General features: G+C 39.3%; 14 protein-coding genes and 1 other RNA gene. 2 read left to right on the plus strand and 13 right to left on the minus strand.

All coding sequences use genetic code 11. The annotated features are described in order from the left end of the window. Positions 1 to 19: 19 nt before the first annotated feature. From recA to G7061_RS07200, 5 genes are all read right to left on the minus strand, one after another. The gene (recA, locus tag G7061_RS07180; protein WP_159639013.1) at positions 20 to 1,039 is read right to left on the minus strand and encodes a recombinase RecA; all 1,020 of its coding nucleotides are present in this window, start codon (positions 1,037 to 1,039) and stop codon (positions 20 to 22) included. A gap of 43 nt (positions 1,040 to 1,082) precedes the next feature. Continuing rightward, complete coding sequence (gene pgsA, locus G7061_RS07185) at positions 1,083 to 1,676, minus strand: CDP-diacylglycerol--glycerol-3-phosphate 3-phosphatidyltransferase (RefSeq protein WP_159639011.1); 594 nt, start codon at positions 1,674 to 1,676, stop codon at positions 1,083 to 1,085. After that, positions 1,673 to 2,590: a RodZ family helix-turn-helix domain-containing protein gene (locus G7061_RS07190; protein ID WP_159641609.1), complete on the minus strand. Its 918-nt coding sequence runs from the start codon at positions 2,588 to 2,590 to the stop codon at positions 1,673 to 1,675. Before G7061_RS07190 ends, pgsA begins: the two co-directional genes overlap by 4 nt. A gap of 130 nt (positions 2,591 to 2,720) precedes the next feature. Further along, positions 2,721 to 3,057, minus strand: an RNA gene (gene rnpB, locus G7061_RS07195) — RNase P RNA component class B. Between the two features lie 17 nt (positions 3,058 to 3,074). Continuing rightward, the gene (locus G7061_RS07200) at positions 3,075 to 3,395 is read right to left on the minus strand and encodes a DivIVA domain-containing protein (RefSeq protein ID WP_159639007.1); all 321 of its coding nucleotides are present in this window, start codon (positions 3,393 to 3,395) and stop codon (positions 3,075 to 3,077) included. 211 nt (positions 3,396 to 3,606) lie between these two features. Here G7061_RS07200 and recU point away from each other — a divergent pair, with 211 nt between their 5' ends. Continuing rightward, positions 3,607 to 4,194: a Holliday junction resolvase RecU gene (recU, locus tag G7061_RS07205; RefSeq protein WP_159639005.1), complete on the plus strand. Its 588-nt coding sequence runs from the start codon at positions 3,607 to 3,609 to the stop codon at positions 4,192 to 4,194. Next, positions 4,187 to 7,261 (plus strand): transglycosylase domain-containing protein, encoded by a 3,075-nt coding sequence (locus tag G7061_RS07210; protein ID WP_159641608.1) that lies wholly within the window; start codon positions 4,187 to 4,189, stop codon positions 7,259 to 7,261. Before recU ends, G7061_RS07210 begins: the two co-directional genes overlap by 8 nt. A gap of 77 nt (positions 7,262 to 7,338) precedes the next feature. Here the strand turns inward: G7061_RS07210 and alr are convergent, their stop codons facing one another. The 8 genes from alr to G7061_RS07250 form a co-directional block, all read right to left on the minus strand. Continuing rightward, positions 7,339 to 8,463 carry an alanine racemase gene (gene alr / locus G7061_RS07215; protein WP_166120167.1) on the minus strand — a complete coding sequence of 375 codons (1,125 nt, stop codon included), beginning with the start codon at positions 8,461 to 8,463 and terminating at the stop codon, positions 7,339 to 7,341. Next, complete coding sequence (locus G7061_RS07220; protein ID WP_166120170.1) at positions 8,460 to 9,473, minus strand: D-alanine--D-alanine ligase family protein; 1,014 nt, start codon at positions 9,471 to 9,473, stop codon at positions 8,460 to 8,462. Before G7061_RS07220 ends, alr begins: the two co-directional genes overlap by 4 nt. 1 nt (position 9,474) lies before the next feature. Continuing rightward, on the minus strand, positions 9,475 to 10,791 hold the full coding sequence (gene murF, locus G7061_RS07225; protein ID WP_166120173.1) for a UDP-N-acetylmuramoyl-tripeptide--D-alanyl-D-alanine ligase: 1,317 nt from the start codon (positions 10,789 to 10,791) through the stop codon (positions 9,475 to 9,477). After that, positions 10,788 to 11,408 (minus strand): endonuclease III, encoded by a 621-nt coding sequence (gene nth, locus G7061_RS07230; protein ID WP_159641604.1) that lies wholly within the window; start codon positions 11,406 to 11,408, stop codon positions 10,788 to 10,790. The genes murF and nth overlap by 4 nt, the downstream gene beginning before the upstream one ends. Before the next feature lie 3 nt (positions 11,409 to 11,411). Next, positions 11,412 to 11,861, minus strand: coding sequence for a DnaD domain-containing protein (locus tag G7061_RS07235; protein WP_236261711.1), 450 nt, complete (start codon positions 11,859 to 11,861; stop codon positions 11,412 to 11,414). 53 nt (positions 11,862 to 11,914) lie between these two features. Continuing rightward, on the minus strand, positions 11,915 to 12,379 hold the full coding sequence (locus G7061_RS07240) for a transporter (protein WP_159641603.1): 465 nt from the start codon (positions 12,377 to 12,379) through the stop codon (positions 11,915 to 11,917). Positions 12,380 to 12,482: 103 nt separating this feature from the next. Next, positions 12,483 to 13,997 carry a hypothetical protein gene (locus G7061_RS07245; protein ID WP_166117938.1) on the minus strand — a complete coding sequence of 505 codons (1,515 nt, stop codon included), beginning with the start codon at positions 13,995 to 13,997 and terminating at the stop codon, positions 12,483 to 12,485. A 12-nt stretch (positions 13,998 to 14,009) separates the two neighbouring features. Then, positions 14,010 to 15,830 carry a dockerin type I domain-containing protein gene (locus tag G7061_RS07250; protein ID WP_166120176.1) on the minus strand — a complete coding sequence of 607 codons (1,821 nt, stop codon included), beginning with the start codon at positions 15,828 to 15,830 and terminating at the stop codon, positions 14,010 to 14,012. Between the last annotated feature and the right edge of the window lie 128 nt (positions 15,831 to 15,958).

Here is a 15,958-nt window from a genome sequence, read left to right on the forward strand (position 1 = left end):
ATGAAACAAAAAAAAGAGTCTATGACTCTTTTTCAGTAGATTGTTCTTTTGGTGGCAACACTTTATCGCGAACCAAGGCTCCAACCTCTTTTTTAATTTCTGGATTATCGTCAAGGTATGTACGTACTGCTTCACGACCTTGTCCAATTTTTTGGTCATTATAAGAATACCATGATCCGCTTTTATTGATAATGTTGTGTTCAACACCTAAATCAATAACTTCACCAGTATAACTAATACCCTTACCATAAATGATTTCAACTTGTACCGCTTTAAATGGCGGTGCTACCTTGTTTTTTACAACTTTAATGTTCGCTTTATTCCCAACGATATCTGTACCTTGCTTAATTTGTTCAGATCGACGAATATCTAAGCGGACCGATGAGTAAAACTTAAGCGCGCGACCACCTGGTGTTGTTTCGGGACTTCCAAACATAACTCCCACTTTTTCACGTAATTGGTTAATGAAAATCGCTGTACAGTTTCCACGGTTCATACCACCTGCAAGTTTACGCATCGCTTTTGACATCATCCGTGCTTGTAAACCAACATGTGCATCTGACATTTCACCATCAAGCTCAGCTTGAGGAACTAGAGCAGCAACACTATCCACAACAATAAGATCAACGGCACCACTACGTACTAACACATCCACGATTTCTAACCCTTGCTCACCCGAATCCGGTTGAGATAGGATTAACTCATCAATATTTACGCCTAAATTTTGTGCATAAACAGGATCAATGGCATTCTCGGCATCAATAAATGCAGCTTTCCCACCGGTCTTCTGGACTTCTGCAATTGCATGAAGTGCCAGCGTTGTCTTACCACTTGATTCAGGACCATAAATTTCAATAATACGGCCTTTCGGATAACCACCAATTCCGAGTGCAGCATCTAATGCTAAGGAACCCGAACTGATTGCATCAATATCAACGGCACTACGTTCGCCGAGTTTCATGATGGATCCTTTACCAAATTGTTTTTCAATTTGTTTCAGTGTTTCGTCTAAAATCTTATCTCTTTTATCATTTTCCATGGTGATCTCCTCTAGTTTAAATACACGAGTTTACTTTGAAATCCTACATTGATTCTGTTAAATATGAACGTGCTTGAATTACATAGGATGCACCACTGAGTAGTGACATGATTGTTGCAAACCATACAAGTATGGATGAGAACGGTACTCCAAACAATTCAAATGGTAAGTTGTTGAGTAAAACAAAAATAATTGCAAGCATCTGCGCTACAGTTTTTACTTTACCTAAATACCCAGCTGCCATTACCATACCTTTTTGAGATAATAACATCCGGACTGCATCCACGATAGTATCACGCCAAATCATTACAATAACTGCAACAACAGGAACAACTCCTTGGTATGCAAATAGAATGAACAATGTATTCACCAATAACTTGTCTGCAATTGGGTCTAAGAATTTTCCAAATGTTGTCACCATGTTACGGCTTCGCGCTAAATAACCGTCTACAAAGTCGGTAAGTGACGCTACAATAAAGACAATGAGGACTATGATACTTTTGAGTGAAATTGAAACGTGATCAATTGTATAGTATGGAATACTAATTCCAAATTGGCTATATGGGAAAAGTTCAATGAGTAAAATAATCGGTATTAAAATAATTCTAAAAACAGTCAATTTATTTGCTAAATTCATGATTGCGTTGCTCCTTCAATAAACGTAAAGGTTAACAACACGACATCTGCAGGCGCGATGCTTGGATCAATTTCCAAATCTACGCCATTAACCTTGATTGTATTTCCTTTGAATGCTCCGTATTGGACTTCAATTTTTTTGTTCTTACTTGGTTTAACGGTAACTTTTGCCGTCTGGCCTTGTGGGTATGTTCCACTTGCTGGGCTTGTCATAATCTTGCCATCTTCTTCAAACTGCATCCAAGACGTTGCGTTGAATGTGAAATCAAGGGTGACATCTTTCCCTTGTTCCCAGCCCGCAATTGTATATTCTGTTGGGGATGTACGATTGACAGTCACCGTTGTATTTGGCTTGGTTTCTGGAGTTGTTTCAGTTCCAGTATTACCACTGCCTTCTGCAGGTTTCTCTTCCTCTTCGACTTTAGGAACAGTAATTACAGGTTTTTCGATGGGATCGGAACTTCCGAACATCGGTACAACATATGTGATTGCTAAATAACCAAACAAGGTTACAATTGCAACCCCAAGTACAACAAGACCGACCGTACCAAAATCAAATCGTCGTGATTTTTTAGCCCGGTGCACTTTAACGTTTGCATTCGGGTTCACTTTATTTCTTATATTCGTTGTAATTTCATCTTGTTTTTGTATTTGTGATACCGTAATGGAATCAGTATACGCATGAATGGTATCATCCAATTCACCACGCAGTTCATCATAGCTAACCCCTAAGGCATTTGCATAATAACGAACAAAATAGCTGAGGTATGAGAGGTCTTCTTTAAAAAACTGAATGTTTCCCTCTTCAATCGCTTCCAATTGAATTGTCGAAAGTTTTGTCGTTTTACTCATATCTTCAAGTGACAATCCTTTTTCAATTCGTTTTTCTTTTAAAATGGATCCGATTCTTTCCAACTTTAACCCACCTTCCTTATATTTTTACTTATTTGTTTTCATACATACCGATTATAACAATCTAAACAAACTTTTACAATGCGTTCACATGGATAAAAAAAGGAGCTTACGCTCCTTTAATGCATATACAATCATTAAGCCATGTTCTGTTACGATAATCATTTATCTACGTCCGAAGACGTCTCCGTGATACTTCAATTTGTATGTTAGAGTTCCCCTACCAATTTTGGGTTTCTCGCTTATGGGGTTTACCGCGTTCCACTCTACTGTTTTCACAATAGACTCCGTCACTGTGGCACTTTCAAGTCGCCATCCATAGCCGAAGCCTTAGGATATTGATCTGCCGTCATAGATGCCTCTATGCTCTGACTTATGGTTTCATCAGACACAAACACTACAGTCATCGCAGACTGTGCGAGCATGGACTTTCCTCTACATTCTAACGAATGCAGCGATTATCTTTCATGTACGTGAGTATTATACACTATTTATCTTGGTTTTCGAAGACTGCAGCCTCTAATTTTGAAATTCTTTTTAGAACATCAACGTGACTGTATTGGTTTGGAGTTATGTCGCCTTGTGCGCGTGATTTGCCTTCATACTCTAGTAACATCTTACGTTGCTGCGCTAATGATTCTTCATATTTCATTAAACGCTCGTGTTGTTCTTTAAGAAGTGTTTCAAACATTGCATAATCATTTAAAACATCATCTAAAAATTGATCAACTTCAAGCGCACTGTATCCTTTGAAATCGACATGGAATTCTTTGTTTAAAATCATATCTTGTGTTAGTTTCTGTGTCATCGTATTCACCTCACAAGTATTATCTCAAAAAGGGTCTATGACTTCAAGCACGATTGCGTGCATTTCGTTTCCCGCAGTTTTCTTTACCGCAATTTCATGAAAATACACAAATCTTTCATATTTTACAGGCGTACTTCCCCCTTCCGTAACTTCCCACATTTCAAAAGTATGTAAAAATATGGAATTATAGTATAATAACTATGGTGATTCTATGATAAATTATCCTGGTAGCAAAAAAGTCTACCAAAGAACAACCACTTCTGGTGTTACTAGCCGGCGTGGTATGAGTTTAGAAGAAGACCTCAACAGAACCAATGAACAGTATCTCATTCGAGAGATTGCGGTGGTCCATAAAAAGCCGACTCCGATCCAGATTGTTAATGTTGACTATCCTTCGCGAAATAAAGCTAAAATAACCGAAGCATATTTTAGACAGGCTTCGACCACTGATTACCAAGGGGTTTGGAACAGCTATGCTTTAGATTTCGAGGCTAAAGAAACACGGAACAAAACTGTTTTTCCACTTGCAGCGCTGCACCAGCATCAAATTGACCATTTGACTGCGGTTCATCGACAAGGTGCAATTGCCTTCTTAATTATACGTTTTAGCGAGTATGACGAAACTTACCTGATCTTTGCCAAAGACTTACTGCCATTTATAAAGGATACAACGCAACGTTCAATTCCATATAAATGGATCAAACAACACGGTCATAGTGTGACCGCGTCCTACCAAATACCTTGCAATTACATCCCTGTAATCGCAGAGGTCTACCAAAAAGGAGTATCTTATGAGTGATAACAATGAGAAAACAGTTGAATTCCGACGTGTTTCAGATGGAAACACAGCGCCTTCAGCTGATAATTCAAAAAAGAAACAATCAAAAGGTCCAATGAAAAAGAAAAAAAGAAAAGAACCCGTAGCCGGTAAACTTAAAGCACAACGCATTACCGCTTGGGTATTAATCGTTTTAACATCACTTGGTGTTCTCGGTGTTGCAACTGTCGGTATTTATGCCGGAATTCAGATTAATAAAACAACACCACTGGCTCATGAGGATTTCATCCCAACATCGAGTTCAACATTCTACGCATCCAATGACCAATCCTTCTTTGAAACAGGATACAAATTGCGAGACAACATTGGTTATGATGACCTCTCCAATTCTGTTATTGATGCCTTTATTGCAATCGAAGATTCTCGTTTCTTTACCCACAACGGGTTTGATGTTCCGCGTTTCACACGTGCAGCACTCAATAACTTAAAGAAAACTGTAACGAGTGGGAAGTTAGACTTCTCAGAAGGTGGATCAACCTTCACGATGCAATTAATTAAACAAACAGAGTTTATGTCTGATGGTTCAGATGGTGAAGATGTCAAAGGCCCTGATGTCGGAAGCTCTGGTATTAGCCGTAAAATTCAGGAAATCTACCTATCACAAAAAATTGATGGTGGTGGTGTCCTAAGTAAAAAACTTATCTTAGAACTGTATCTCAACCAAATTGATTTTGGAGTTGGAAACAATACCGTTGGTATCGAAAACAGTTCCAAAGCATATTTTGGAAAATCAGCAAGTGAGTTAAACACAGTTGAAGCCGCAATGATGGCTGGTGTTATCAATGCTCCTTATGCTTATTCTCCATATATGAACATTCAAAAAGCGAACGAACGAACACAACAAGTTCTCGATTTAATGCTTCAACATGGTTATATTAGTGACGAAGAGCATGCAATTGCATCTGCTGTCCGTGTCGAGGACTTATTGGTCGAACGTAAAGCGCAACAAGGAAATGCACACCCTTATCAATCCTACGCTGACGCTGTTGTCGAAGAGGTTATTGAATTAACAGGAAAAGATCCTGGAAAAGTGCCAATGAAAGTTTATACAGCACTTGACCTTGATGTCCAAGCTGGTCTTGACCGCGTTCAAGCTCGCGAAATTGATGAATTAACATTTGACGAAGATTCTGGTATCCAAGTTGGATCCGCAGTCGTCAACAATAAAACTGGTGAGATTGTCGGAACTGTTGGTGGTTATGATTATAACGGTCAACGAATCACAAACCGTGCAACGAATACTAAGTACGCTCGTGTTCGTCCTGCTTCTACATTGAAACCTGTTGTCAGTTATGCGCCAGCATACAACTACTTAGGTTGGTCAACGGACCACATCATTACCGATGATCCATACGATACTGGTGGTGGATTTGTTGTTACAAACTACGACAACCGCTACGAAGGAGAAATCACATTAGACCGTGCTATCTCCGATTCACGTAACGTTCCGGCTGTTAAAACATTTATGACCGTCGCCGACAAAATCGGTTACGACGCATACCGCCAATACTTCACAAATATCGGATTAACGATTGATGAAACAAACAACGGCTTTGGTTGGGGAGTTGCGATGGGTAATGACCCTCTCTATGCAACACCTGCTGAAATGGCCGCTGCAAATGCTATGCTTTACAATGATGGAAAATATATCAAACCACATACTGTCGTTCGCATCGAATTTGAAGATGGTAGTGCACCATACGTGCCAGAATACACTCCAACACAGGTTATCCAACCTGGAGCTGCATACATGGCAACCCGAAACATGAAATATGTTATCGACAGTGGAAGTACAGACTATACAAACGTAACACGCAGAAACTACCCAGTTTACGGTAAAACAGGAACTAACCAATATGACCCGATTATGGCGGATGAACTTGGTTACCCTAAAGCGGCACAAGAATCACGTCTCATGATGACCGCTACCGGGGATTTCTCAATCTCAACGTGGGTTGGATTCCCATCTGCTGATCGCGGACAGATTAGTCAACCTTATTTCTCACCATCAGAGCAAGAGCGTAATGTACCTGGAAAACTAAACAGTTACATTCTGTCCTTACTTGAAGATTCATTCGGAGTTCCAACAGATGTATCAATGCCTTCTGATGTAACTCAGATTACACATATTAAAGGACCTTTCCCATATCAGTCACCATTACCTGATATGAATAAAGACCTAATTTCAACCGGATACATTCTGAAAGACTTCGCAAAACTTGCTGAAGCAAAACCTCAGGATCTAAGTCCACTTTCAGACGCTACATTTACGGCAACATCTATTGGACAGCAATTCACATTCAATATTGATATGACAGCTTACCCTGATGCTTCAAAACTCAAAGAAGCGGATGCAAGCTTAGTAATGCCTCACCCACACGGTGGTAGTGTTACTGGAAAACGTGTCTTCGATGAATCCTGGATTTATGGTGCAGTCAGATACAAAACAGAAATCCGAGCAGACGGAAATCCTATTGCAGAGCAAATGAGTGAATCAAATACCTTCACCGTTGCTGCTTCTGTTCCGCCAGGAACAAAACAACTTGAAGTTTGCTCATACTACACATTTGAAAAAGCAACATCACGGAAATCAAATCAAATTTGTAAGCCGGTAGACGCTTCTCAAATTCCTAGCGAAGCCTTCCCGAACTTTGTTGGCCAGTCTTATGGCATCATGCGTGGTTGGGCTGAACCAAAAGGAGTAACACTGCAACCAAACTTTGTCGTACGAAACGATATGGCATATGGTGAAGTAATAAGCGTCTCACCAAATGTTGCAGGTAAACAGTATACTTCGAAAGAACTTGCGGCATTGACCTTAAAAGTTGATGTTAGCGATAATCAATTCGAGTCCGGCATTACCGTAGAGACATTGCTCAATGATCCAAATTCTCAGTATTTGAACATTGTGAATGCATCCGGTCAAGATAAGAAACGCATTATTGGTTATACCGTCAACGGTACAACCACACAATCTATTCGAACATCCGTCGTTGGAAAAAACCCAGTAACTCTTGTTCTTGAATAACAAACAAAAGCACCAACTTACTATGTTGGTGCTTTTTTTATTGACTCATCTAAAAAAAAGAGTATGTTTCATACTCTTTAGTCAAATATTTTATTTTCATAAACACGCGGAATGTTATAGCGAAGATGACTCACTAATTCATTAATTGATTGTCTCGTAATCGCTATATAGTCATAGATTGTTTGCTGTGGTCCACCAAAAATCATGACTACATCTTCTGGTTCACAGGCAACATGTGTAACATCAACCATAAATTGAGACATCGCAATATCACCTAAGATTGGGCACCATGTGCCATTGATGTACACACCACCACCATTTAATGATAATTGTTTCATGACGCCATCACAGTATCCGGCAGAAATTGTTGCAAGTCGGATATCGCGATCAGCGTAAAATGAGCGACCGTAACCAACAAATTCACCTTTACGGATATTACGAATCATCGCAATGCGACTTTCAAGACGGACGACATCTTTGTACCCTTCTTGATCTGCATAGGCCTTCTGAGATGGATGGAACAAGCCAAACATTACCATTCCGCATCGAACTGCATCAAACCCCAAATCTCCAAAATGAAGTACCGATGGGCTGTTTTGCATATGAGTTAATCCAGGGTTAATTCCTTGCTCTTCAAGTCGTTTAAGAACACTTTTGAATTCACTGATCTGTGCTTTTGAAAACTCAACAGCATCAACTTCGTAGGCTTGCGCTTCTACAAAATGACTGTAGATTCCTTGGACTTCAATTCCAGGTAAATTGTAAGTAGCTTCAATTTCGTCGTAATCACGCATCCCAAGACGGTTTAATCCTGTATTCACTTTGAGATGTGTTTTTACAACTTCATCATGCTCCAAACCAAAGTCACTTAACTTCTGGGCATAATCATAGTCAATGAGCACTTGTATTAGATCATACTTGATTAGTAGTTCAAAATTCGAAACTAATGTCGCACCCATTAAGAGAATTGGTGCCGTTACGCCACCCTCACGCAATTCAATCGCTTGTGCGACGTCTAAGACTGCAAGGATATCGATATTCATCTTTTCACTTAACAACGCTAACTGCACCATTCCAAGGCCATATCCATTTGCCTTAATTACAGAAATTATCTTCGTATTCGGATTCAATGTTTTACGTAAAAGCTTGGTATTGTGTACAACTGCCGCTTCATCGACATAAACTGTTACGCTTTCAATCATAAAACGTCTTCCACCATTTTAGCAATTAATGATGTATAGTTGACACCTTGACGGTCCATCATTTTTGGATAACGTGAATTCGCCGTAAATCCAGGTATTGTATTAATTTCGTTGAAGAAAATTTTATGATCCTCTGTCACAAAGAAATCAATACGCGCAAATGTTTTGCAATCTAATAATTCGAATACTCTTTCACCATACGCTTGAATTTGTTTGCGTACCGACTCTGGGAATGTTGAAACTGGTAACGTTTCAGTTGCATGAGGATGATATTTCTCTTGGAAATCAAATACTTCACCTGCGACGTTAACCTGGTCCACATCACTCACAATATAGTCTTTTTTAGTTTTTAAAATTCCCATACCACATTCTGTACCCTTAATGTATTCTTCAATAAGTACACGTGAATCAAAGCTAAATGCAAATTCCAATGCTGCATGTAGTGCAGCTTCATCTTTGGCTAATGTCACGCCAAAAGACGATCCTTCACGGCTTGGTTTTACGATAACAGGATACTCAATGTCTGAAATATCATAGGCCTCTCCTTTGAGAAGTAAACGATAATCTGCCATAGGAATATCATTCAATTCAGCAATCATATGGGTATACGCTTTATCCATGCATAATGCTGACGATAATACCTCACATCCAGCATATGGAATTCTCGCAATATTCAACAATCCTTGAATTTCTCCACCTTCACCCATTCGTCCATGAAGCATAAGGAATGCTGCATCAATCGGTAAAACTACATTTGACTCTTTGAAAACAAAACCAGGACGTTCTGGGTTGAATTGTAAGAGTAATTCATGATGCCCTTCAAGTTTATTTGTCTGAAGCATTTCTAATGAGTAATCGCCTGTAAACCAACGACCTTCTTTACTAATAAAGATTGGAATTAAATCATACAAATCATGAGGGAAATGCTCAATTGCTGATGCTGCAGATGCAACAGAAATATCGTGTTCTGCATTGGGTGATCCAAAAATTACTGCTACTTGTTTTTTCATATTATGCCTCTTTCATTAAGCGTTCTAGCGCATAGAATCGTGATCCTTTGATTAGAATCATTTGCTCTTTATCGAATTGCGGTGCAACCGTATTGTAAAGTGTGTCAAATGTTTCAAATGTCGTGTACGGTGTATTCAGTGTTACATTGTTTAATGCTGCTTTGAAATCCGGTCCCAATAGGAATACGTGTTGTAGATTGAGTGTGTTAATGTACTCAAGTACTTCTTCATGATACTTAATACTGTCATCGCCTAATTCTACCATATCACTTAAAACAGCAATACGATCACCCGAATACGCATAATTATTTAGAAGTTCTAGCGCATAGATTGCACTGATTGGATTTGACTTGTACGCATCCAGAAGCACCAATGATGCTGCATGGTTCACAAGTTCTGTTCGTAGTGACGTTAATGCGACATTATTTAACCCATGTTGGATTGCTTCTTTGCTAATTCCGATCTTGCTTAACATAGCAATCACACCTGCACAGTTACTTGCTTGGTGTCCACCTAGCAGATTGCAAGTATACGCCTCTTGATTAACAGTAAAAGAAATTCCCGTTGAATCAGCAATCACGTTATCTACAATGAATTCATTATCAGCATTATAACCAAATGTATGGAATCCCTGATCTAGTTGGCGGTACTCTAGAAAATCACCTTGGTAGAATGCCATACCTTTGTCTTGAACATGATTGAAAATTGCAAACTTTTCACGGGCAATATGATGAATATCATCAAAATTTACGATATGCGTTGGTGCTAAACTTGTAACCATTGCGGCATGCGGTCTCACAATTTCTGTCATAACCGCAACATCATTGGGAAAGTCCAGTCCCATTTCAAAGATACCATATTGTGTGTCTTCATCCATACGGAATAGATTGAGATAAGTTCCTATTTCTGTATTTTGGTTCTTATAAGTTGCTATTGTTTTTCCTAGTGGTGCAAGGATACTGAAAAGAATATCTTTTGTTGACGTTTTTCCATTACTTCCTGTAATTCCAATAAAGTATGCACTTAATGTATTGCGATATCCCTTTGCAATTTTTTGAAGCGCAACAAGTGTATCCTCAACAATAATTTGCGGAACATCAAGCGTGTCTATTTTATGGTCGACAAGCAATGCAGTTGCACCATTATCGATTGCAGTCTGTGCAAATGTATGGCCATCAACGCGTTCGCCTCGTAAACAGACAAATAAGTCTCCTTCTTTAACAAAACGTGTATCTACGTTAATCCCGTCGACCGCTCCGTTTCCATCAACGATTCCACTTGCCCATTGACCAATTGTGTTCAGATTTAATTGTTTCATAAGTTATGTTTCTCCTTTAACGCTTCAAGAATCTCAAATGCATCTTGGTGATTGCGTGCTGTTGAGTAATACCTTCCGAAGAGTAGTAATAGTAAATGCGCTCGTGCCCATCGTTCACGTGGAATCTTACGCATCAGTTTTTCTTCGACTTTAAGAACCGAATCATCCGGCTTCGCAAGTTTCAATCGCTTGGCAACTCTTTCAATATGTGTATCAACTGCAATTGCGGGCAATCCAAACCCTTCCGATAAAACAACGTTTGCCGTTTTACGTCCAACGCCCGGAAGTGTCATTAACGCTTTACGATTTTGTGGCACTTCTCCATTAAAATCTTCCACAAGCATTTGTGAACACGCAATAATAAATTTGGTTTTATTTCGATACAACCCTATTTTGGATATTAATGCTTCCACATCCTCTGGATTTGCTTTAGCAAGTGCTTGTGGGGTTGGGTATCTTTCAAACAGACCCGGCGTTACTTTATTTACAGCAGCATCGGTTGTTTGCGCCGATAAAGCTACAGCAATCAAAAGTTCGAATGGATTCTTATAATCCAATTCTCCTTGCTTTTCTGGAAATTCAGCCTCGAGAATATCCAGTATCATATTTACATCCATGATCTACCCTTGCTTTTCTTTTTGTTTATTTGCCAAAATTGTATTTATATAGTTCATCGATACTTTCTTATATACCATGGCATTACGCAAGGCATCAAGAATATCTGCTTCAGTATACTGTTTCATCCAATTGTTCAGCATCACTAATTCTGGTTGTGATAAAAGCCTTCCAAATTCGCTCTCAAACACTTCAAAGATAGACTGATTGACGTATTCATAGGCAACGCCATCTTGAAATAATCCATCCATGATAAAACGAATGGACTCATTTTCGACTTTGATTGCAAGCATTTTCTGACGCATTAAGTCATGCATTACTTCATCTACTGCTTGGACACTCATCCCTGATTGTTCGGCAAGTACTTCAAGCGATATGGCAATATTTTGTTCATTCAAGAAATCAATTAAGAGTAGCACTACCACCTGGTTCGGTGTTACTTTTAGTGTACTCATATTTTCTAATATCCAATCTCTTCGATTGATGTATGATTTATTCCACCACATTTTTAAACACCACTCCCTCGATCATATACAACATTGTGCGATTCTATATCTACAAATTTTTCAAAGTGTTTATTTTTGAGCACATATACAAGTTTATCTTGATAGACTCCGAAGGATACATCCTCGGGACGCATTCCAAAATTGGTTGCGAGCGCATGGACTGGCTCTGTAGTCACAACATCATGTTGTCCTGTCTTTGTTAGATCTTTGTTAAACCAAAAAATGAAATTTCCACTATCGTCATTTATTTCTGTTATGTAATACACTTCGTCATATGAAAATCGATCAATAATTGTTGCTTCTGTAAATCCTTTAGATTCCATCATTGCTTCTACCATTAGTCGATCTTCGCGTTCATATGCACGCGCAGGACCACCAATGAAGCCTACATATCCTATCCAAAATAATAGGATTGCGAGTGCTACTAAAAGCAGTGATTTAAGAAATGATTTGATAATTTTATTCATGCACGCACCTCTTGTATTATTCTACCATATTTGGCCACCGATAGCGTATCTTCCGATAATTTTCGCATAAAAAAACTCGAGATTTTCACTCGAGTTTCTATTTTTAAATGTTTACATCTTTACGTTTTTTGGGTGCGCGATTTACGTATAAATAAGCACCAAATCCTGCTGCAAGTGCAACTGCCACAACTGTTGCGGTAATTGCCCAAACTTTTGTCGTTTTTGATGACGCTACATCAAATGCAACGAATGCAGGTGTTAGTTTTTGTGTGTTATCGATATGGTAAAGTCGTGGTTCAGAGTCCGTAGTTTGCATACCGTTCACGATCATGCCTGATTCACCTTCTAAATTCCAAACCGACACTTGTTTTTCAAATTTCAACGAGCTGTCAACACCTTCGAATTTTTTGAAATCTAAATCCGTTGGGGTCACTGCGACGCCACCATACGTTTGCTTCGCCATTTCTGGATTTGGAGCCGTCAAGATATACATTTTTCCTTCATCTTGAAGTACCGGATACACTACAGTTTTCGCAGCATTTGTTTTATCCAATGCTAGCCATTGTGCATTTTGCTTTTCATCGGTTAAGAGTTGTAGTTTCATCGCATCTTTCTGATATGCAAATGATGCCGTTCCATTTTGATCGATTACTTCTCTTGTAAACCCATACTCTGTCATCAATTTATCAAGTGCTTCATCATCATAGAGTGTAGCAGTCTTATCGCCAACATTGACTTTAACAGGTTCGCTATCGTCGAGTGTCAGCTTTAATTTATACTCTTGAGTGATTTCGCCATCAACCGCACGAATCACAACTTCTTTAGTTTTTTCACCTTCCGCAAATTTTTGTTCTTTATCAAATGTAAGCGTCGTTGTTTCACTGACACTCTTAACGTCTAAAAGTACACTATCAATTCGTTTCGGTAACTTATATTCATATTCCCATGTATCAACTGCTGTTGGAATATCGCTTAGCGTCTCACCAAATTTCTTTTCATTATTAGAAATGATGTTGAATGAACTAATCAATGGATTCTTTTGCGCATCTTCTTTTGCTTTTGCTTCTTCCGCAGCTTTTTCTTCAGCTAGCTGTTCTGGTGTTTTATCTTCATCTGGAATTGATGAACCACCATTGTTTGATGATCCACCTGTGTTTCCGCCACCTGTGTTTCCACCACCAGTGTTTCCACCACCAGTGTTTCCACCACCAGTGTTTCCACCCCCAGTGTTTCCGCCACCAGTGTTTGGGTTAACCACATTAACTGAGGTTCCTCCCGAAACAGAGAAGGTATTAAAATTGACCCAGTCAGCACCTTCACCCGATACAGAAATAGTAGCAGTCCCTGCTGCATGTGTTGGGAAAGTAAAACTTCTACTTTCTCCTCGTGATCCTGGTGCCCAATTTGTAGAACCGCTTGCAGCTCCGCTTGCGCTAACAACAAGATCAAATGATGCATCTACATCAGCATTGACCGTTACACTTACAGTGATTGATTGCCCCACATTCACTGACCCAGGTCCACTTACGTACGCAGATCCGGAAAGTGCAAATATTGGTAACACAGACATCATTAAAAACACTAAAGAAAGTGCCATTATTTTTTTAAAATTCTTCATAAAAATCTCCTCCTAAAGTGGTCGTATGCCTTCCAAATGACTTTTAAGCATTGCAAAGTCAATGACAGTTACTTTTCCATCATTATTTAGGTCAGCTCGCTTTAATTGATCTCCTGTTAGAGTCCGAACACCTTCAAGGTGACTCTTCATCATCGCAAAATCAACAACCGAAACTTTTCCGTCGCCATTTATATCCCCTCTTGGAAATTCCGGTTCAGGTGTAACTGGCGATCCTTTACCATCAAATACTTTGCGTACATTGCTTGAGTGAATGTAGAGGTAGTTATTACTACGGTCATAGGTTGCAGTACGGTTTGCACCACCTGTTATCCATGCTAACCGATCGCGATCACTATTGAGTAACGAATCTGCAGCAATCTTGTACCATGTCGCATTTCCGTTCACACTTTCTCCTTGGACTGTATCTAGAATCATGACTTTTTGCCCAACGATTTCTGTTTTCATAACTTGTTGTGAGCCTGTGCTTGGCTCTTTTCGAATAGGAACAACTTGTGCCGTTGATTCTCCGATTGAGTATCGACCATAATCTTGGTTTCCATAGTTACGATCTATTTCATAGGAGAATGCAGCTGCTTTTTGCCCCCAGAAAGGATCACTTGAGTATTTGACGTTAATACCGGTTTGTTTATCTCCAAGATACCCACCGTAGTAGAAACTTGATTCACCGAAATCCATATATAACCAGTTTAAGAACATTGTGTAGTGAATATCAACGGCTGTGGGCACACTATCGTAGCTGTTTGCTAACCAAGGACTACTATCTGTTGCATTATGTCCAAATACATTATTACGATCTACGGCAAGCCAACTGCGGCCCCAACCAGTCTCATTAATTGATACTCCAAAGTTCATCAGTGGGTTTGTTCCGTATTTTCGACCCAAGTCAACGAACGCAGATTCTGATCCATATAATTTAGATTGAGTACTTGTCATTGAATCCCAGTTTGTAGGTGCACTCGTGAATCCTTTACGATCTCTAAGAAATGCATTGAGTTGATCCGCAGTTATCGATGATTCTGAACGGAATGATAAAAACTGGTAGTAATTATAGAATGGCGTTGATTTGTTAACTGCGCTGTAGTTCCCTCCAGAGCGATAATCCAAAATCAAATCATTAACATTAGTGTAGAAGTAGTGACCATCTGCTGAGAAGTAACGTACATCTTCCTTTAGATAAGATGGCGCAGGTCCGTTGAGAATTGTACCATAGTTGCTAGTTGCAGCACCCATACTGATATTATTGTATAAATTCCCATTACGAACAGAGTAATAGTTGGCTCCTTTAGCTTCCGATACTTTAAACTCTTTGAAGGCAGATTTAGGAACCCATCCTTCGATGCCACTAATTGTTATTTTATAACGGTCGTCTGTCGCATCATAAAATGGCACAACGCCTGAGTATGCAACGTGTCCAGACAAGTAGCGATACGGGCTTGAATCCGTTGCAGTATCATAGAGATTGATATTTTTATCAATGGCTAGATTGAACTGAATAAACCCCGATTTCGCGTATGTTGATGCAACCCGAGCTTGCATTGCGCCTTCGACCCCTTCGGTATCACCACCCCATGCTTCCTTCGGTTCTTCAAGAGCCATTGGTTCCAATTCAATTACTTCGAGCATAGAATTCTCGAGTGCATCTTGGCTTTGGACCGGGGGCTCAATTGCATTATCTTTTTCAACCGTCCCTTTGTCTTCATCACTTGGACCATCAAGTGCAAATAAAGACCAAGATCCCATTGATACCATAATGGTCAGCGCTAAAAATATTTTCAGGCTTTTTTTAAGGTTTTTTTTGTGTGAATTTTTCATAATTACCCCCTAAGCGATTACTTTAATTATATAGAGTGTATCTTGATTATACAAGTTTCTTAATGGAGAATATGTTCATACAGGCTTCATAATCTTTCTGCATACTTTGATATACAAACATTTAGGAT

Source organism: Erysipelothrix sp. HDW6B, assembly GCF_011301115.1.
Classification (GTDB): domain Bacteria; phylum Bacillota_I; class Bacilli_A; order Erysipelotrichales; family Erysipelotrichaceae; genus Erysipelothrix; species Erysipelothrix anatis.

Coding starts and splice junctions, on each gene's coding strand:
- recU (WP_159639005.1), top strand. CDS start 3,607: ATGATAAATTATCCTGGTAGCAAAAAAGTCTACCAAAGAACAACCACT.
- G7061_RS07210 (WP_159641608.1), top strand. CDS start 4,187: ATGAGTGATAACAATGAGAAAACAGTTGAATTCCGACGTGTTTCAGAT.
- alr (WP_166120167.1), bottom strand. CDS start 8,463: ATGATTGAAAGCGTAACAGTTTATGTCGATGAAGCGGCAGTTGTACAC.
- G7061_RS07220 (WP_166120170.1), bottom strand. CDS start 9,473: ATGAAAAAACAAGTAGCAGTAATTTTTGGATCACCCAATGCAGAACAC.
- G7061_RS07245 (WP_166117938.1), bottom strand. CDS start 13,997: ATGAAGAATTTTAAAAAAATAATGGCACTTTCTTTAGTGTTTTTAATG.
- recA (WP_159639013.1), bottom strand. CDS start 1,039: ATGGAAAATGATAAAAGAGATAAGATTTTAGACGAAACACTGAAACAA.
- pgsA (WP_159639011.1), bottom strand. CDS start 1,676: ATGAATTTAGCAAATAAATTGACTGTTTTTAGAATTATTTTAATACCG.
- G7061_RS07250 (WP_166120176.1), bottom strand. CDS start 15,830: ATGAAAAATTCACACAAAAAAAACCTTAAAAAAAGCCTGAAAATATTT.
- murF (WP_166120173.1), bottom strand. CDS start 10,791: ATGAAACAATTAAATCTGAACACAATTGGTCAATGGGCAAGTGGAATC.
- nth (WP_159641604.1), bottom strand. CDS start 11,408: ATGGATGTAAATATGATACTGGATATTCTCGAGGCTGAATTTCCAGAA.
- G7061_RS07235 (WP_236261711.1), bottom strand. CDS start 11,861: ATGAGTACACTAAAAGTAACACCGAACCAGGTGGTAGTGCTACTCTTA.
- G7061_RS07200 (WP_159639007.1), bottom strand. CDS start 3,395: ATGACACAGAAACTAACACAAGATATGATTTTAAACAAAGAATTCCAT.
- G7061_RS07240 (WP_159641603.1), bottom strand. CDS start 12,379: ATGAATAAAATTATCAAATCATTTCTTAAATCACTGCTTTTAGTAGCA.